17 protein-coding genes are annotated in these 18,108 nt (G+C 34.1%); 6 read left to right on the forward strand and 11 right to left on the reverse strand.

Annotated elements, in window-relative coordinates; genetic code table 11:
* Positions 1-79: 79 nt before the first annotated feature.
* Both QE109_RS01225 and abc-f read right to left on the reverse strand, forming a co-directional pair.
* Positions 80-1,099: an alpha-hydroxy-acid oxidizing protein gene (locus QE109_RS01225; RefSeq protein WP_281092542.1), complete on the reverse strand. Its 1,020-nt coding sequence runs from the start codon at positions 1,097-1,099 to the stop codon at positions 80-82.
* A gap of 23 nt (positions 1,100-1,122) precedes the next feature.
* Complete coding sequence (gene abc-f / locus QE109_RS01230) at positions 1,123-3,066, reverse strand: ribosomal protection-like ABC-F family protein (RefSeq protein WP_281092543.1); 1,944 nt, start codon at positions 3,064-3,066, stop codon at positions 1,123-1,125.
* A gap of 161 nt (positions 3,067-3,227) precedes the next feature.
* Here abc-f and QE109_RS01235 point away from each other — a divergent pair, with 161 nt between their 5' ends.
* A complete protein-coding gene (locus QE109_RS01235; RefSeq protein ID WP_281092544.1) occupies positions 3,228-4,850 on the forward strand; it encodes a M23 family metallopeptidase in 1,623 nt (540 codons plus the stop codon).
* 94 nt (positions 4,851-4,944) lie between these two features.
* Here QE109_RS01235 and QE109_RS01240 read toward each other — a convergent pair whose 3' ends face one another.
* Genes QE109_RS01240 through QE109_RS01250 form a run of 3 tightly spaced genes read right to left on the reverse strand, consistent with a single transcriptional unit; the run spans position 4,945 to position 7,869 of the window.
* A complete protein-coding gene (locus QE109_RS01240; RefSeq protein WP_281092545.1) occupies positions 4,945-5,658 on the reverse strand; it encodes a deoxynucleoside kinase in 714 nt (237 codons plus the stop codon).
* Positions 5,659-5,666: 8 nt separating this feature from the next.
* Entirely contained in the window at positions 5,667-6,761 is a 1,095-nt protein-coding gene (gene mnmA / locus QE109_RS01245) for a tRNA 2-thiouridine(34) synthase MnmA (RefSeq protein WP_281092546.1), read from the reverse strand.
* Positions 6,751-7,869 (reverse strand): cysteine desulfurase family protein, encoded by a 1,119-nt coding sequence (locus QE109_RS01250; protein WP_281092547.1) that lies wholly within the window; start codon positions 7,867-7,869, stop codon positions 6,751-6,753. The genes mnmA and QE109_RS01250 overlap by 11 nt, the downstream gene beginning before the upstream one ends.
* Positions 7,870-8,287: 418 nt before the next feature.
* Between QE109_RS01250 and QE109_RS01255 the strand changes: the two genes are divergently transcribed.
* Both QE109_RS01255 and QE109_RS01260 read left to right on the forward strand, forming a co-directional pair.
* A complete protein-coding gene (locus QE109_RS01255; RefSeq protein WP_281092549.1) occupies positions 8,288-9,565 on the forward strand; it encodes a hypothetical protein in 1,278 nt (425 codons plus the stop codon).
* Between the two features lie 88 nt (positions 9,566-9,653).
* Entirely contained in the window at positions 9,654-9,956 is a 303-nt protein-coding gene (locus tag QE109_RS01260; protein WP_281092550.1) for a hypothetical protein, read from the forward strand.
* Positions 9,957-10,046: 90 nt separating this feature from the next.
* On the opposite strand, the gene QE109_RS01265 is transcribed toward QE109_RS01260, so the two are convergent.
* A complete protein-coding gene (locus QE109_RS01265; protein ID WP_281092551.1) occupies positions 10,047-10,922 on the reverse strand; it encodes a YitT family protein in 876 nt (291 codons plus the stop codon).
* Positions 10,923-11,162: 240 nt separating this feature from the next.
* Between QE109_RS01265 and QE109_RS01270 the strand changes: the two genes are divergently transcribed.
* Complete coding sequence (locus QE109_RS01270) at positions 11,163-12,059, forward strand: LCP family protein (protein ID WP_281092552.1); 897 nt, start codon at positions 11,163-11,165, stop codon at positions 12,057-12,059.
* A 71-nt stretch (positions 12,060-12,130) separates the two neighbouring features.
* Here QE109_RS01270 and QE109_RS01275 read toward each other — a convergent pair whose 3' ends face one another.
* Entirely contained in the window at positions 12,131-12,565 is a 435-nt protein-coding gene (locus QE109_RS01275) for a DUF6557 family protein (RefSeq protein WP_281092553.1), read from the reverse strand.
* Positions 12,566-12,723: 158 nt separating this feature from the next.
* Between QE109_RS01275 and proC the strand changes: the two genes are divergently transcribed.
* Positions 12,724-13,533, forward strand: coding sequence for a pyrroline-5-carboxylate reductase (gene proC, locus QE109_RS01280; protein ID WP_281092554.1), 810 nt, complete (start codon positions 12,724-12,726; stop codon positions 13,531-13,533).
* 10 nt (positions 13,534-13,543) lie between these two features.
* Here proC and QE109_RS01285 read toward each other — a convergent pair whose 3' ends face one another.
* Together QE109_RS01285 and QE109_RS01290 are read right to left on the reverse strand one after the other, a co-directional pair.
* Positions 13,544-14,284: a YkgJ family cysteine cluster protein gene (locus QE109_RS01285; protein WP_281092555.1), complete on the reverse strand. Its 741-nt coding sequence runs from the start codon at positions 14,282-14,284 to the stop codon at positions 13,544-13,546.
* Between the two features lie 44 nt (positions 14,285-14,328).
* Positions 14,329-15,192 carry a phosphatase PAP2 family protein gene (locus QE109_RS01290; protein ID WP_281092556.1) on the reverse strand — a complete coding sequence of 288 codons (864 nt, stop codon included), beginning with the start codon at positions 15,190-15,192 and terminating at the stop codon, positions 14,329-14,331.
* A gap of 85 nt (positions 15,193-15,277) precedes the next feature.
* On the opposite strand from QE109_RS01290, the gene QE109_RS01295 reads away from it, so the two are divergent.
* The gene (locus tag QE109_RS01295) at positions 15,278-15,532 is read left to right on the forward strand and encodes a hypothetical protein (protein WP_281092557.1); all 255 of its coding nucleotides are present in this window, start codon (positions 15,278-15,280) and stop codon (positions 15,530-15,532) included.
* 92 nt (positions 15,533-15,624) lie between these two features.
* On the opposite strand, the gene QE109_RS01300 is transcribed toward QE109_RS01295, so the two are convergent.
* Together QE109_RS01300 and QE109_RS01305 are read right to left on the reverse strand one after the other, a co-directional pair.
* On the reverse strand, positions 15,625-15,864 hold the full coding sequence (locus QE109_RS01300; protein ID WP_281092558.1) for a TIGR03905 family TSCPD domain-containing protein: 240 nt from the start codon (positions 15,862-15,864) through the stop codon (positions 15,625-15,627).
* 80 nt (positions 15,865-15,944) lie between these two features.
* The gene (locus QE109_RS01305) at positions 15,945-18,059 is read right to left on the reverse strand and encodes a sensor domain-containing diguanylate cyclase (protein WP_281092559.1); all 2,115 of its coding nucleotides are present in this window, start codon (positions 18,057-18,059) and stop codon (positions 15,945-15,947) included.
* Between the last annotated feature and the right edge of the window lie 49 nt (positions 18,060-18,108).

Genomic DNA, 18,108 nt, shown 5'->3' on the forward strand with positions numbered 1-18,108 from the left:
CAAAAAAATAGTAAGCCAACCAATTTAATGACAAATCGGTTGGCTTACTAGGGCGTAATTCTATTTCAAAACAAACTAATTATAATTTTCTCAATTTATCTTCTGTTATATCAGCTATACGTGCACAGCCAGTCATCAACATTGCGTTTGAAAGTTCAGCTTCCAATTGATTGACGTATAAAGCAACACCTTCACGATCACCACCATAAACCGCTGTTACAAAAGGTCTTGCAATCAAAACTGCTTTTGCACCTAATGCTAGAGCTTTAAAAACATCCAACCCACTTCGCACACCACCATCAAGCATCACAATTGTTTGATCACCAACAGCAGCTACAATTTCGCTTAAGACTTCTAGACTTGAAGGTGTCTCGTCTAATACTCTACCGCCATGATTTGAAACGATTATTGCATAAGCGCCTGCATCAGCTGCTTTCTTTGCTGCAGCTACTGTCATAATCCCCTTTATGATAAAAGGCTTTTCTGTTGAAGCAATTATTTCTTTCAAGGTTTCCGTAGACATTGGCGAGACAGGCTTACCTTGGGCTGCAAGAATTGTAAGTCCAGCAGCGTCTATATCCATTGCTATAGCTACAGCATTTGCAGCTTCTGCGGTTCTTATCTTTTCAATGACCTCTGACTTTCTCCATGGTTTAATAGTAGGTACACCATAGCCATTTTGAGCTTTTATTGCAGTAGCAGTACCGTCATACACTTCTGACTTGACGCCATCTCCTGTGAAAGCCAAAATACCAGCTGCATGACATCCCTCTACAACAGCAGCAGAATATGACAGATCATCATACAAATCACTATAGTGCATCTGTACTGCACCTACTGGTGCGGCAAACACTGGTAGTTTAAATGTCTTACCCATTAATTCAACACTTGTGTCCGGTTGACTCACTTCATGTAAAGTATCCATGTTTAATCCATATCCTCTGAATGCTTGGTAATTTCTGATAAACCCTATACCAGATCCTTTCCCACCTGGTCCAGGTATGACACCCTTACAAGCAATGCCATTGCAGTTAGGACAAACTTTACAATGAGGCCCTATGTTTTTTTTAGCATTTTGAACTACTTCTTGATAAGTCATATTCTTCCCCTTTATATCTTTATTTATATGTTGTATTTTTCCCATAATTCATATTGAGTATTTAATACTTCTTTAAGTGATGATCTTTGAGTCAGTAGACTTTGTAGCTTTTCATAGTCATCACTAAATTCATTTATTTGAGATTCAACGTTTTGTAACGCTTGCTCTAGTGATTCTATTTCAAGTTCAATTAAATTGATTTTTGCAAAATTTTTTTTATTTTTATCAAGTTGAACTGAAACATCACTTGAAGCACTGTTTGATTCTGATTTGTTTGATTCTGATTTGTTTGATTCTGATTCGTTTTTTTCAGTTGATCTATCGCCAATAGCTTTTGCCTTTTTTTGTTGGATGTTATCACGATTTTTAAAAACCGCTCTATATGCATCATAATTTCCTTCAAAAGCGTTAATTTTACCACCTTCAAGATGCCAAAACAAATTTGCAAACTTATCAATGAAGTGACGATCATGGGATACAAAGAGAAGTGTCCCTTCAAACTGAGCAAGTGCATCTTCAACCCACTCACGCGATGGAATATCCAAGTGATTTGTAGGTTCATCAAGTAATAAAAAGTTAACTTTTTTTTGCATAAGCTCGCATAATTTGAGCCTCGTCTTTTCTCCGCCAGACAACCCCGATAAGGGTTTAAAAACATCTTCCTTGATAAATTTATATTTTGCAAGTAATCCTCGAGCTGTTTCTTCATCAATTTCTAAAGTGCCTTTCAGCCATTCTAAAACTGTTAAATCACTAGGTATAAATTCGATTTCTTGTGGCAGATAACCATATTTTACAGATGGACTCCATATATAGTCTCCAGAATCTCCATTTAATTCTTCACATAAAATTTTAAGTAATGTCGATTTCCCAACACCATTATCTCCAACTAAAGCAATTTGTTGATGTTTAAAGAGTGTAAGCGTCACTTTATTTAACAATTGTTTTTTTCCGTATGCTTTGCTTAATTCTATCAACCTAAGCATTTCTTTGCTTTGTGCTTTCTCACTGTCAAACTTAGCAGTTAATTTCCTCTCTGTTTGAGGTTTTTCAGTTTGATCCATCCGTTCTATTCTTTTCTCAACTGAAAAAGCCCTTCTATGCATGGCAGTACTGTCAGCACGTTGCGCCCATTCATGCATACGTTTCGCTGCTTCTTCCAACTGTTTGATTTTCTTTTGTTCTTGCTCATACTTTTCTTCTTGTTGTCTAATCAATATCTCTTTTTGTTTGGCATAATCATTATAATTACCAGTAAAACTAAACGCTTTGCCTTTTGAAATTTCTATAATACGATCTGCAATCTGATTTAAGAAGTACCTGTCATGTGATATCACAATTACAGTACCACTATACTTCTTGATGTAACTTTCCAACCATTCTATCCTGTTTAAATCTAAATGATTTGTGGGCTCATCTAATATTATTACATCTTGTGGCGTTAAAAGCATCGTCGCCATAGCAACACGGGTCTTTTCACCACCACTTAATTGTTCAAATTGCTTTAAAAGCATATGCTCATCTATATTAAATCCCGTCTGAATATCTTCAATAGCCGATTCTATTTCATAGCCGCCCCCATGTTCAAAGGCATGGCTCAACTCTCCGTATTTTTTTAGAAGTTGTTTATCATCTACCGATAACAACTTTTCCTCTATAATTGTCATTTCATTTTTTATTTCAATTAGGTTTTGAAATGCACTCAATAAACAAGTCCTTACATTCCAACCTTCTGGAAAAGTAGGCATTTGATCCAATGCGCCTATTTTGACACCTCTTGTTAAAAAGAGTTCCCCACTATCAATAGACTCTGTCTGTGTTAACACTTTAAGTAATGTACTTTTTCCAGCACCATTTGGCCCGAGTATACCTACTTTTTCACCTTGAAATATTTCAAATGTAAGGCCGTCAAGTACTTTGTTGGCACCATAATATTTATCTATATTATTTGCTGCTATTCTGATCATATTAGCCTCCACTCTCATTATATGACACCCATATCCTGTCTGCAATGCTTTGTCTTTTAAATAATAATTACAAATGTAGGATACAGCCTAGACTTTATAAAGACTAAAGGGTAAAATAGGCTTAGCTTTCATAGCAAAAAATGACATACATGGAGATTCTCATGAAAAAAAGTAGATTGGTTTTAATTATTGCTCTAATATTAATTGTTTGCCTTGGTGCATTCTATGTTTATAAAATTAATGTTTTCGATACACAAACACTCAAAACGCTTGATATACGATTACTCAATTCTAGTGAAGCATCTCTTTATGAGCTAGATTCTAAATCAAAGAGTGCTCTTTTTAATAGTTTATCTAGCTTATCAGAATTTGATATTAATAATGATGCTTTTTTAGACGATGCCATTGCTTATGACATGATTTTACTTAACAAGTGGAATTTAACACATAATTTCAAGATATATTTTTTAAAAGATCATGAAGTATATGCAAAGATCGATAATGACAAAACTATTTATCACGTCGATGATCCTACATTTTTTTATGGTTCTGATGGGTTTGAAGCGCTCTATAGTGCTCAGATGTTCCCTGATATACGTTTGTTATTAGGCGAACAAGCTATCTCTTTTGTTTCAGATCAAATCGACTGGAGCTATAAACGTCTTAACGATGAATGGTACAGTATAATAAAGCCCACATTAAGCTATAGCAGTGAAATTCCAACTATTACTTCCAGTACAGAAGTTCTTGGTCTGGACATAGACAAACTCCCTACAAAAGCGACCTTAAGAATTATTGATAATAGCGGGAAAACCATTGCATTTGAAGGAATAGTCAACGTTAGACAGCTCCCTTTTCCCGAGTATGACGGTTCGTTTAAGTATGAGCTCAACCTAAACTGGACTGAAGAAGCACAAGGTTTTAAAGGTGATACATCACTTAGCTTTGATGTCAATGTCGACCTACCAGAATCATATGTAGTTTCGAAGGAAATTTTGAAGCAAGGCGATATGTTGGTGGTTACTGCCCAACATGTTAACGCAATTGAGGATATCTCACTTGATCAGAACTTAGTTGAGCATTTTACATGGTTTAAAAATGATAACAGTTACAGGGGATATGTTCCGACAAACTATTATACAAAACTTGGTAGTTACACCTTAACTTTTACAAACAAAACTACAAATATAAGTACAGATTTTAACGTCGAAGTTGTCTCTAGAGATTTTAAAGTACAAAATCTTATCATTGATTCTAACGTTGAAGCAAGTACGCGTAATGATGAAGCTTATGCTGAATACCGTGAAGTATTTAATCCTGCTAGAGATGTAAGTGCTAACGAAAGATATTATACTGAGTCATTTATGTTACCTACTCCGGGTAGACTTAACACTGAGTTTGGTGAAAGTCGTAACGTCAATGGTGCGCCAACCACTTATAGGCATATTGGGATAGATATCGGTGCGCCAAGAGGCGCTACAGTAGTAGCTGTAAACCGAGGCAAAGTCGTGTTATCACAACTACTGATACTTACTGGCAACACGGTGATTATTGATCATGGTGAAGGTTTGTTTAGTGTCTACGAGCATCTGGATAGTCTAGCTGTCGAAAAAGGTGATTTAGTAGAAAAAGGTCAAACTATAGCGACTGTTGGATCAACTGGTTTTTCAACAGGGCCTCACCTCCATTTTACGATGTCTTATTACAGAACTGATATAGAACCAGGATACTTTCTTTATGGTGAACCTTTAACTAAAGAGAACTACAAAGAACTCATGAAATAAACAAAATTAAAAGAGCTAGAAATAAACGTATTGGATAATATATCCCTAGTTTATTACTAGCTCTTTATTTATGTTTTTAGAATTTTACAGTTCTTTAGATTTTATGCTCTGGCAAAACATATGGCCTAATTGCTTCAAGTATCTCTAATTTTACCGACTCTTTTACATTGCCATTATCATCCAGTGCAGAATTGTTGAGATCAAATCTAACCTTTGGACAAAGATCAAACTGCTCAAACCACAATTCATAGTTTCTTCTTAAGTCTTCCATATAATCTCTTGGGATTAAGTCCCCTTCCGTAGATCTTGCTCTTTTGTTAATACGTTCCATCGCAGTATCCACAGATACATCGATATAGATCAAAACTTGAGGTGCTTTAATATGTTGAAGCATATTGTGAAGTAAATCTCTATATATATGAAACTCATCAGCCGTCATTTGACCACGCTCATGTATGGTTTTTGCAAATATCTCATCGCCATAGATTGATCGATCTAAGATTGCATTATCACCTTCTGCTTCAATTTTCTTCAAATCTTTAAATCTATCGTTTAAAAACATCACTTGAATGATTGCGCTCCATCTCGTTTGATCTGCATAAAACAAATCCAGCATTCTTTGAGCAAGAGACTCTTTTCCGTCATCTTTAAGCTCTTCAAAAATTGGCACTTGAAGCATATCACTTAGAAAATGTCCTACAGTACTTTTACCTGCCCCTATGATGCCATCTATAACTATCGCCATGTTTCTACTTGCTCCTTTATCAACGTAATTTTCTTTATTTGTACACGTATATGAGACTGTCATTGCCACTCCTATTTTCTGATAATTGTTCCCCCACCAACTAGATATTCATCTTGATAAAAAACAACAGCTTGACCTGGCGTCACTGCACGTTGAGGCTCATCAAAAATAACATGCACTATACCGTCGTGGTATTCAATAGTACATGGTGCCGGTTTCGCACTGTATCTTATCTTTGCCTCACACCTGTAGGGACCCTTAATAGATGCCATCTGAATAAAATTCACATCTTTTGCCCATAATTCACTTTTAAAAACTGTATTATTTTCACCTAACACCACACGATTATACTCTGGATCTATGTCCACTACATACATAGGTTTGCCGAACGTTATACCCAATCCTTTTCTCTGACCTATTGTGTAATTAACAATGCCTTCATGTTTGCCAAGGATTTCTCCTTCTGTGCTAAAAAAATCGCCCGATTCAATTTTAAAATCGCCATTGCGTTTTAAAAAGCCAACATAATCTTGATCAGGTACAAAACAGATTTCTTGACTATCTGATTTTTGAGACATTTGCACATCAAATTTTGCAGCAATTTGTCTTACTTCTTCCTTTGAAGAAAATTCAGAAAGTGGCATCAAAATATGCTGCAACTGCTCTTGCGTTAAATTATAAAGTGCATAAGTTTGGTCCTTTTCAATAGCACTCGCTTTCTGTACGACATAACGCTCAATACTATCATCATATGAAATTTTTGCATAGTGGCCAGTTGCAACATAATATGCTCCTAATTGATGCGCTTTTTCTAGTAAAGCTTCAAATTTCACATATTTATTACATGCAATACAAGGATTTGGCGTTTCACCATTTTTATAAGCATCAATAAAATAATCTACTACGGTTTCTTTAAACACACCTTTAAAATCTAAGGCAAAAAAAGGTATCCCTATTTGTTCACAAACACGTCTTGCATCCTCTACTGACGAAAGACTACAGCACCCTCCATCTTTCATAAAATGCTCTTCTTCAAGAAAATCATCTTGCCATAATCTCATATTGACTCCGATGACTTCATAGCCCATCTTTTTAAGTTGGTAAGCAGCTACAGTACTATCTACACCACCGCTCATTCCAACGACAACTTTGTTTTTATTTAACATACTTTAATCCTTTCAACATCTCTTCTGTTACAGCGATCACATGCGCTATATCATCCATGGATGTATTATCACCTACTGTGATTCTAATACACCTTTTTGCCTTTTGATCATTAAATCCGATTGCTTTTAAAACATGTGACGCACTAAGTGCACCAGAACTACACGCAGAACCACTTGAGATTGCAATGCCATTAAAATCATAATTAATCACTAAGCTATCTCCATCCATCTGAGGAATATAAAAATTCATAATCCCTGGATGGCTTGATTCATCAAGAGGTAGTCCATTACACTCTATCCCCATATCAAGGCTAAGCATTCCTTTTACAAGTTTCTCTTTCAAGACTTGTCGATGCGATACACTCTCTTTAAAATGTTCATATGAGAGACTTAGTGCTTTTCCAAATCCAACGATATAAGGTATGTTTTCATATATCTCACATGAAGGCTCTAAAATTGAACCGTGTGAAAAATTCAATAATTCTATATTTTTAACATATAAAGCACCACAACCCTTTGGGGCATAGATTTTATGCGCTGAAAAAGAAGCAGCGTCAAGATGAAGTGAATCAATATCAATCTTCATACTACCCAAGGCTTGAACAGCGTCAACATGAAAAAGCGTTTCCTTCTCTTTCAAAAAAGTACCAATCTCTTCAATTGGTTGTTTAGTACCAATCTCATTATTCATCATCATAATGGTTACCAGAGCTGTCTTTTGAGAAATCGCTTTATAAAATAAGTCCATTTCCAAAACACCACTTTGATCAACTGGAACATAGACCACTTCAAAACCTTCAACTTCTAGCTTTTCAAGCGTCTTATATACCGCTGGATGTTCAATTGTACTGGTAATAATCTGATTGCCTTTTCCATGATCTCTTTGATAGTAAGCGAGACTTCTAATTAACGTATTGTCACTAAAAGTACCGCTACTAGTAAATATAATTTCTCCTGTTGAAGCATTAAGTATGGACATAAAATCATCTTTTATTTTTGAAATCAGCGATTCATGTTTCTCAGTGCTTTCAAAAAAAGGAAGCATCGCGTTGACTACTTCTTCTTTAACAGGTGTGGTTGCAGCATAATCTAGATAAATTTTTTTCATTTTGATTCCTTTTTCTATTTTTATGTCTAATTTTAACTCACAAAATACAACTCATATTATAACACATATGTACTTCATATGAGGATAAAGATTGAAGAAAAAAACGACATCATCTTCAAATAGCAGTCTTCAAAAAAGTAAAAATGGATGCTGGCGATGCATCCATTTTTTTTAGAGGTATTCAATAAAGTTTACGTTTTGGGGTACCTACTACTTTTAAGGGTAATAAGAAGTTAAGGTGTTACGAGTATAAGGAGTTTTAATTGATAATGATTATCAATTTCATGCTCTTAATATACCATGTATTTCTATCCTTGTAAACCCTTTTTGAAAAAATATTTTTTTTTTTTTGAAATCAATTATATGTTACTATATAAGAAATAATCTATAAGTACAAGTAAACACTGTGAGGTTCCCTATGAATGAATTGATCATTACTTTAAGGTCCTACATAATACTCTCCTTTCAGGATTTAGCTAATATCAAAAATACGATCCAAAAGCGATATATTAATTTATCGTCTACTGAACGCGCTCAAGTGCTCTCTTTGGCAATTCATAATCTTTTAGATAAGCATCTTTCAGGTGTTGAAGAACAGTACAGAGAAAGTTTAAAACTAGAGATCTTAGCTAATACTTTAGTTAAACATATATATGACATCAATCGCTTTGATATATTCGACTCTATCCTCAAATTGGGAGTTGATGAGAAGACACGTCTAGATTTGGCAGAAAGTTGGCTATCTGAGTCTGTTAGAACACCTGTACCTAGATGGGCACTTGAAAATTACTTGATGGATGAATACCAGTTTAGTGACCTTACAACAAATGATAATTCAGACTTTACTTCTTTAGACCAAAGACTAGATGCTCCAGTCCTTAATTTTCCTAAACCACTTGAACTCAATATCCATCGTACTTCTAAAATTAGTTTTTCAAAAGGTTGGAAATATCGATTTAGCTACGAAGCTATTAATCGTTTTATTGCTAGAAACTTTCTCGTCATTTCGATACTTATATTAATTGGACTCTCAACCACATTTATATTGTCTTTACTGCTTAAGCCCCAAAATGATACAATTGACTTTGATTTATCAAGTAGTTTAGATTACCAAGTTTATGAAGGACTTAGCGCTTTAGACAAAGTCTATCTTATAGATTTATCACAGGGGTTAACTAAAAACATTAAAGTTAGTACAGATAAAGATAAAACTATTTCTTTTGCTGTAAAAAAGGATGCCTATCCTTATGGACTAACATCTCAACTTAGATACTTCAAATATGAGAACTTCGATTATTTTCGAGTCAAAGCCTATATTTCAGATGCACGCAACGGATTGATTGGTAAAGCAGAGCACTTTAACAAGGTAATCTATTTATCTTATATAAATGATATTGACCCATTACTTCTCCTTGCAATAATTGGTCAAGAACAAGCATTTATCCCTGTAGATCATCATGAAAGTAGTGAAATCATAAACAATCCTTACAATGTGTATCATAGTTGGACAGAATACAATACTACACTTAGAGACAGCACTCAAATTGCAATTAACACTATTAAAAACCGTTTAAAAATTGCTCCAAAGAATATATCACCTTTTGTCTGGCTTAATCAAACTTATGCAGAAGATCCGAATTGGAACAACGGCGTCAGATTAATCTATATTCATTTGCTTTCTATTGGCAGGCCGTAATTTAAGTATACAAGAATCATTCGCATAATTAATAAAATACTGGGTATGAACACCACACGCTTAACTACCAGAAAGGAGTGTGATGTAGATGCCATATAGAGGTACTAACTCTAAGCGAAATGTCGTTCACGATAAGAGTAGAGGAACTATTAAAAGTAGCTCTCGCGATCATTTTCTATCTGAAAAGAAAGAACATGAACACGAACTTTCGAAGGCAAGAGAAACCATATTAAAACTTCAAAATGAAGGGTATCGTTACAGAGAGCAAATTGATGAACACAATACTGTAAGTGTACTATTTGTCAATTCAGATCAACAAGAAAAAAGGCTGGAATTTAAGTTCCCAGATATTGTTAACCAGCTCAAAGAATTGATGATTAACATCTGGTAAATAACTGCTTTTCAGTTAAAAATAATGAATCTAAGAAAGGGGCTGTCATTTGACAGCCCCTTTCTTGCTTAAAGTCGATCCCATTTTGTTTTAATCATCACTTAAACGATCAAATCCAACCCCTTCTCCCCAGACTGTATTTACTGGTAAGACAGAAACAAATGCTTTGGTATCAGTTATAGCTATAAAATCTCTTATTAAGATTGATTCTCTTGGAGAACACAATGTAATTAATTTAACGCGATTTAAACTTGTATACCCACCGACAACATTATATTTAGATATGCCTCTACGTATTGTTCCTAAGATAAAGGCTTCAATTTCAGCCTCTTTTTCACTGATAATTTCAAGTTTAACAACCTTAGAAGAAAAACCGAACAAAACAATATCAATTGCTTTCATTGCGACAATCTGTGTTAAGAGACCATACATTGCAATTCTAGTGTTAAAAACAAATGCTGCCACAAAAATCACACCCATATCAAGTGCTGCTATTATAAGTGAAATACTCATAAATCTAAAAAGTTTACGATTGATGATCTTAGCGATTGTATCTGTTCCACCTGATGAAAAACCACCTTTTAGAATTAAACCAGTTGCACCACCCGCCATGATTCCATAATATACTGAAGCAAGAAATAAGTCGTTTTGCGTTATATTCATTTCAAATCGACTAAACAAGATCAAAATCATTGGGAAAAATACTGAAAACACTACAATCTTTCCAGCTTCAGCTCTGCCCATAGTCATTCTAGTTAACAACAAAACACCCAATGACATGATATAGTAGATAATTGTATAATTGACTCCAAGCGCTTTCTCAATAACAAGTGAAAAACCTGTAATGCCACCAGTTATCATACCATTTGGCTTGAGAATAGATGTTATTGCTATTGCCAAAATAATTGAACCCACAAGTACATATAATATATCTGTAAATTTCTTTTCGTTTTCTCTATTTCTCATCATTAACCTCTTCTTATCCATACTTTGAAAGATAAGTATAGCATAACTATTTTGACTTTCAATAGATATACAGTTTTGAACATACCACAATATATTAAACTTTTGTATCAATCGCTATCAGGTCCCATTTTTCCAACTATTTAGCTTGACTTGTCTGTGGTTAGCTTTATAATGACAGGGAATGGCAATTTATTCACAAATATTTATAGACACACGAAAGGTTAATAAAGGTAACTTATAATGAAAACTCAAAAACAGACTGAAGAAGAAGAACTTCCATTAAAAAAATCAAAACTACAAGGTATATACAAATTTATAATCGCTATTATTTTATTGGCACTTATTGCTTTTTTTACAATGGCTTTTCTCACAAAGGAGCGAGTCAATATCCTAGTGATGGGGGTTGAAGGCACGCGCACAGATACCATGATCTTTGTATCAATTGATCCTAAAAACAATAAAGTAGATGCTATTTCAGTTCCCAGAGATACTTACTATCCTACTGAAGGAAAAAATGGCGCTGGTCAGGCTAAGTTAAATGCGGTCTACGGATTTAAAGAAATCGGCGGTCCACTAGGTGTTAAAAATACATTATCAAAACTCCTTGGAACACACATCGACTATTATATTACAGTAAAATATGATGCAGTAAAAGAGATCGTAGATCTTATCGGCGGTGTTGAAGTAGATGTGCCATTTAGGATGAAATACGATGATCCCTACTCTAAACCACCTCTTCATATTGATTTTCAACCAGGTCTACAAGTTATTGATGGTGATCAAGCTATGGCATATCTACGCTTTAGAAAAAATGCAGATGGTTCTCATAGTGGTGGTGATATCAAACGCATGGAAAGACAGCAAGATTTTATCAAATCAGCTGCAAAATCTGCAATACAAATCAAACTTCCCTATATTGTAGCTAGAAGTTTATCATATGTAGAAACAGATATGCCACTTAGTAAAGCCGTTATGATAGCAACTTCCATGATTGGAACTGATATGGAATCCGTAAACATACAGACGATTCCTTCAAAAGGCACTGGAACAGGTAAAGATGGTCTTAGTTATTTTTATTATGATCCAGATGCAACTAAAGCTCTAATTGAACAATTTGATCAAGAAGTTAATAAATAAATAACTTTTAGCTGCATATTAAAACGCCTATCTCAACTACTGAGACAGGCGTTTTTACTTACAACTTATTTCTAATGCATCATTATTCCTTTTTCAAGATCTTTAAGTTCATTTGCGATTTCATCTTGATTGAACCCATAAAAAGTCATCTCATAAAGACACATTGCAAGTAGTTCCTCTTTCTTAATTTCCAAATCTTCTTGGATTATCAATTTAGCATTTGCCCATTCTTCCCATCTGGAAAACCCTAGAGCAAAGTGAAGGTTTTCTTTTTCAGAATAACCTGCGATACTTAGATATGCTTCTTCATCAATGTCTTCTTCATAAGCTTCTTCTTCAGAAGGATCAATCAAAGTAACCATGATGATAAAATCATCAATAATTGTAGTTGGTGTTTGATCAATAAATTCTAGCACACTCTTATAGTGGTGCTTATCAGCAATACATTCTGGATATGAAATCAGCAATTCATCTAGAACCGAATCAATAGTAGTTGTTTTTAACATTTCCTTTAAAGTCATGGTAGTCCTTTCCTGTTATCTTCATAATATTAATCTCATTCTTATCTATATTATAGTATTCTAACCATTATTTCAATTCAATTTTATGTTACAATGTAATCAGTAAATTTACATTTAAAAACATTACATCTAAAGGGGGAAATATGGCGCAAACAATTGGTTTTATAGGTGGCGGTAATATGGCAAGTGCAATTATAAAAGGGCTGATTCAACAAGAAATTTATAGCCCAAGTAATATTTTTGCAAGTGCTTTAAGTGAAAGATCAGTGGATAGATTAAAAAATCAGTTTGCTATCAATTCAAGTCAATCCAACGAATTCATCGTAAAAAATAGCGATATAATTGTGCTTGCTGTTAAACCTTATCTGGTTTTTAAAATCATTGATGAAATAAAATCCGTTTTAAAAACTGAACAAATAGTTATCTCTATCGCATCTGGAATCACACTTAAAAAACTAAATCATGCAATGCCAGAACAAAGGGTTTATCGCGCGATGCCAAACACACCTGCATCAGTTAATATGGGAATGACCTCTATTTGTACGACACTCAACCCAAATGAAACTTCACGTACACTTGTAGCTCAAATTTTTGAAGCCATTGGCAAAACAGCTTGGATTGATGAAAGTCTCATGCATGCAGCAATTGCAGTTCATGGTTCATCGCCCGCATATGCCTTTGTGATGATAGAAGCTATGGCAGATGCAGCAGTATTAGAAGGCATGCCCCGTGACAAGGCTTATATTATGGCAGCACAAAGCCTCTTAGGAGCAGCACAGATGGTTTTAGATAGCGGTCTTCATCCTGGCGTACTTAAAGATCAAGTAACTTCTCCTGGTGGCAATACAATAAAAGCCATCGCTGTATTAGAAGAAGATGGTTTTAGATCAAGTATCATAAGAGCAATGCATGCTGCAGCAGAAAAATCACGTGAAATGGAAGCTAATAACTAGCTATAATGATTTATTTAACGCTATGATGTTTTGAATAATCAAGTTTAAGTTGATAAAGCATTTCTTTTGATATAATTGAAGCGTTTGTTAAGCTATTATTTATTTCATTTGCATCATCAATTATATAATCCAGTACCCAACTTACCAAATCACCATTGATGATAGGTTCATCAATTATTCCATCAAAATAAAGCTTGCCATCAAGGTTGATCAATTGACTATATAGCCCTTCTACAGCGTCACTTTCAAGTCTATATTCAGGAATGAAGTTTTCACAGAAGTCAATTTTTTTCATCAGTACTTTAGGTGAAAGTTTTATCCCTTCAAAAGTATAAAGTGACTTAGCAAAGGTTAAGTTTTGTTTTCTAATTTTCATATAATTTGACTCATAAGCATCTTCAGAGGGTGCACCAAAAATACGACAAGGCAATGGTCTTACCTCGTAAATGGTGCACCTTTTTTCATTATCTAAAAAAGGACAAGCATTTGGTTTTACCCATTCAGATAAATAAAATGAAATAATCCTTTTATAAAGTTCCTCTCTTTGTTTTGGTAAAAGCTTAGAAATGCCATTTTCGAATATATTAGCTAGTTCCACAAGAGATACATTCACTGATTCAGAACAACACTTGGCACAACCTACACAACTACCAGAAGGAATTTCAGCATAAACCTGATTTAAAAGTAAATTATAAGCATTTTTCTTTTCCGTTGAAGCATTTATTCTATCGATTACATTCTTGATATCCATTGTCCCACTACTTTCAATCTAAATTTTTAATTCATTATTTAAGACTATCTTTCAATCGCCTTATCCGTTTGGCTAAATCCGATCTTCACAAAAAACCAAGGTATAATGGCTGCTACAGAAAAGACTGTAAAGAAATATCTAAAACCGATAAATGGCGTGGTATCAGGCAGTACTACTTTTAATCCAAGAAAAACTATAAGTGTCAGGCCCATCCCAGAGACAAATTTTAATAACTGTAAAAGCGCTCTATTTTGCGTTTTAAAGCGAATGTACTTCATTTCTATCATAGTACCCAACATAAATCCCATAAACGCAGCACAGCCTTTTACATAAGTCTCGGACTGTAAAAAAAAGAAACTAAACACAATCCCCATAATCAAGAGATAATACGGCCATAGAATACCTTTCTCTCTCTCTTTTCGATATAAAAACATCATCATAAGAACTGACAAAACACCTAAAATTATTGCACCAACAACATCTCTTGGCCAATGTACACCTAGATAAATTCGTGATAATCCCACCAACACTACAAGTGTACTCCCTAAAATCCATGCCCAAGCCTTTTTTACCCTCATAGCGAGTGCAAAGTAAAAGGAAACAACCGTTTGTGTATGACCACTTGGAAAAGAAGTCCCTAGTGCCGTTTCGACCCTTAAAGCACGAATATCAGCAACTAGATAGGGTCTTTGTGAATTGACGATTTCCTTCATAGCGCCATTTAGTACACTCGAAAAAGTTAAACTCAAGACTAGATAACGTGTGATTTCTTTGTTGGAACACCAATACATATAGCCCAATACCAGTATATAAAAATACTCTTCACCCAACATGGTAATCAGGATGAAGATTTGATCTAAAAATTCGGTGTGAAAACTTTGTACCCACTTAATAAAACTTAACTCCATTTGGCTGCCTCCTTTACAATCTAATGAAAGTATAGCGTATTTTTAAAAAAAGTGCTATGATAGGTTTATGGAGGTAAATGAGAATATGAATCAATTATACAATAAAACCCTTGGTCTTTATTTTAAAAATGCCAGTCTATATAAGAAACTATCCGACTTAATTTTTATAATCGCTATCGGAATCAGTTTATATACTTTAATCAGCACTTACATCGTTAGAAGTAATTTGCCGCCTGGTGTCTGTCCAATAGAGAGTAAAACAGAACTATACTACCTCTCAATTGGCTTACTCGTACTTGCAATTTTTATCTCATTTTTTGATAAAAAGAAAAACAAATAAATAAGAGCTATTTAAGTGATTTTGCATTTCCTCTTTGCCGATCTACTCGGCGATCATAAGGAATCTCAAATTTACTTAAATAGCTCATTTTATTATAGGTGCGCTTCTAATGCCTGTGCTAATTGTGATGGACAAGATGTATTTTTACCACCGCACTTTACATCCTTTAGCTTCGTTATTACGTCTTTGATTGGCTGACCTGCTACCATATTACTTAACCCGATAGCATTGCCTGGGCAACCACCGATAAACTCTACACGCTTTATCAAGCCTTCCTCTATCTCAAAATGTATTTCACTTGCACATACCCCTGATGTTTTTACTCTAAACATTGATTCCTCCATACGTTCTTCTTTATGTCTCATATCATTATAAAGGAATCTTCATCAAATTCAAGTAACTTTTTCGTAAATCATTCTGAGTAATCTACAAACTTAAAAGTATTTTTTCCCTCGTTTTTAGCGATATAAAGTGCATTGTCTGCATAATTTACAAAAGCATTGAGTGGTAGATTTTTACAGTTCCCATTTTCCACAGAAACCACTCCCATAGATGCAGTTACTTTAAGGACATCGCCTACCGAATAAAACTGTCTTGACAAAATCATAATTTCTTCTAGTAATTTTAAAACTACCTCTCTTTCAAGCCCAACAAATAACAAACTAAACTCATCGCCCCCATACCTGTATATATGACCAAGGTTTCCAATTGTTCGCTTAAGTAAATCTGCAAATGTGATCAAACATTGATCACCTTCTTGATGACCATATTGGTCGTTGAGGCTCTTAAAATTATCCAAATCTACCATTGCAAAGATTAAATTTTGCTCCTCATCTATTGCCTTTTGATAAAACTGCGGTAGATATTCATTAAAAGCTTGTCTATTATAGACATTAGTCAAACTATCCAAAAATGATAACCGATTTAATCGGATAATAGCTTCATTAAGCTCAGACTTTTGTTGATAGTTTTCTAGGGCGACTGCAAGGTGGGCTGCTAACATCTCAATTAACTCTAGATCAAAATCTGTAAACAAGTTTTTAGTCAAAGATTGACAGTTAATAAGTCCAATCGATCGAGATTCTGTGATGAGAGGCCAAATAACGATTGATTGAGAATGGTTACCATAATTTATAATATCCTCTACAACGAGCTTAACATTAGGGTATTTTTCCTGAAGTCCGCTAAAATCCGATATATCATTAATTATAAATGGTTTTTCAGATTTCATGACAAAAACACTAAATGATTTCTCGTTTTGATAACTGATCATTGATTCACCAACAGATACACCATTTTCATATTTAGCAATATAATGAATGAATTGCTGATGATCGTCATAAATCCCAAGCGCAAATGTATCGATATTAAATAGCACTTTTAATGAATTATATAAAATTTCAATCAAAGCATTTAAATCACTAGTGGCATTAATCAATTTTAGGATGTTGTTAACTTGCTTAAGTCTATGGATTGAATCATTAAGGCTTCTATTCTTAACATTCATCATAAGTACTTTTTCTTGAATTTTAAAATAATTAAGGTTTAGTAAATTGCTTTTGTGTTTATAAGCTTGTTCAAGTTCAAAATAGGTATTTACAGAAGTCATCGCATTTTTCCAATCATTCTCAACAGCATAAATTTCAGATAATGCTTTGTAATAATACTGAATTATCCAATGCCAACTTTTTTCAGTTGCGATTTTTATTGACTGCTCAATATATCTCTTAGCTTTATCCATATGTTGATTGCGTTTTAAAAATGCTATAAAATCCAAAGATATTTGGTTGTAATAATAAAAGGTATTACCATCTAGTTGGTTTTTTATCACTTTTTCATAAAAGTACATCGCATCATCATGCGCATCTGTCATTTCAAAATACTTAGCTTTATAATAATCAACAAGAATCTGTATCACAACATATTGCATATTTTGTGCCGCTTCTTCACATAATAAGATATATTCAAAAGCTCTATTGTAATCCTTAAGTAAAATATATGCATACGCAAACGTTGCAAGCATCACGGCGCCTTCTTCTTTTTCTTCAGCATCATAAAAAGGCATTGCACGCTCGATAACTTTTATAGCTTCCTCAGGTTGATTGATATGCAGATATGCATCTGCAATATTTAAATTAAGAGTAAAAATCATATCTTTTCGTTCGTCGTATTCGTAAATAAGGTTTAAAGCGTTTGACAAATTTTCAATGGCTTCAAAATAGTTTTGTTTGATAATCAAAGCAGTACCAATATTGTTAAGTACAACAGGTTTTTCTTTTCTCAATTCGTTTATTGATGTATATGTCATAGCAATTGTATAATAATTTAATGCCTCATCAATTCTGCCTTCATCTGAACACAATATTCCAAGCAAATTATTCGCTTTATATATTCCAAACACATCATTTGCTTCATTAGACAAATCGAGGAGATGTTCTGCTTTACGCCTTGCCTGAGCATAGTCGCTAAATAACACGTCCTCGATTTCTAAAACTAAGCTTTTTATTTGGTTGTTAATCTCTGACATATGCGCCTCCACAAAGTTTCTAAGTCACATATACCCATAAATATTTATA

Origin of the sequence: Fusibacter bizertensis, assembly GCF_029914245.1 — a bacterium.
Lineage (GTDB): Bacteria > Bacillota > Clostridia > Peptostreptococcales > Acidaminobacteraceae > Fusibacter_C > Fusibacter_C bizertensis.

Bases quoted from the DNA above. Each gene is read 5' to 3' on its own strand.
- QE109_RS01250 (WP_281092547.1), bottom strand. From the start codon at position 7,869: ATGAAAAAAATTTATCTAGATTATGCTGCAACCACACCTGTTAAAGAA.
- QE109_RS01275 (WP_281092553.1), bottom strand. From the start codon at position 12,565: ATGTTAAAAACAACTACTATTGATTCGGTTCTAGATGAATTGCTGATT.
- QE109_RS01235 (WP_281092544.1), top strand. From the start codon at position 3,228: ATGAAAAAAAGTAGATTGGTTTTAATTATTGCTCTAATATTAATTGTT.
- proC (WP_281092554.1), top strand. From the start codon at position 12,724: ATGGCGCAAACAATTGGTTTTATAGGTGGCGGTAATATGGCAAGTGCA.
- QE109_RS01285 (WP_281092555.1), bottom strand. From the start codon at position 14,284: ATGGATATCAAGAATGTAATCGATAGAATAAATGCTTCAACGGAAAAG.
- QE109_RS01295 (WP_281092557.1), top strand. From the start codon at position 15,278: ATGAATCAATTATACAATAAAACCCTTGGTCTTTATTTTAAAAATGCC.
- QE109_RS01305 (WP_281092559.1), bottom strand. From the start codon at position 18,059: ATGTCAGAGATTAACAACCAAATAAAAAGCTTAGTTTTAGAAATCGAG.
- QE109_RS01290 (WP_281092556.1), bottom strand. From the start codon at position 15,192: ATGGAGTTAAGTTTTATTAAGTGGGTACAAAGTTTTCACACCGAATTT.
- QE109_RS01260 (WP_281092550.1), top strand. From the start codon at position 9,654: ATGCCATATAGAGGTACTAACTCTAAGCGAAATGTCGTTCACGATAAG.
- mnmA (WP_281092546.1), bottom strand. From the start codon at position 6,761: ATGTTAAATAAAAACAAAGTTGTCGTTGGAATGAGCGGTGGTGTAGAT.
- QE109_RS01225 (WP_281092542.1), bottom strand. From the start codon at position 1,099: ATGACTTATCAAGAAGTAGTTCAAAATGCTAAAAAAAACATAGGGCCT.
- QE109_RS01255 (WP_281092549.1), top strand. From the start codon at position 8,288: ATGAATGAATTGATCATTACTTTAAGGTCCTACATAATACTCTCCTTT.
- abc-f (WP_281092543.1), bottom strand. From the start codon at position 3,066: ATGATCAGAATAGCAGCAAATAATATAGATAAATATTATGGTGCCAAC.
- QE109_RS01300 (WP_281092558.1), bottom strand. From the start codon at position 15,864: ATGTTTAGAGTAAAAACATCAGGGGTATGTGCAAGTGAAATACATTTT.
- QE109_RS01270 (WP_281092552.1), top strand. From the start codon at position 11,163: ATGAAAACTCAAAAACAGACTGAAGAAGAAGAACTTCCATTAAAAAAA.
- QE109_RS01265 (WP_281092551.1), bottom strand. From the start codon at position 10,922: ATGAGAAATAGAGAAAACGAAAAGAAATTTACAGATATATTATATGTA.
- QE109_RS01240 (WP_281092545.1), bottom strand. From the start codon at position 5,658: ATGACAGTCTCATATACGTGTACAAATAAAGAAAATTACGTTGATAAA.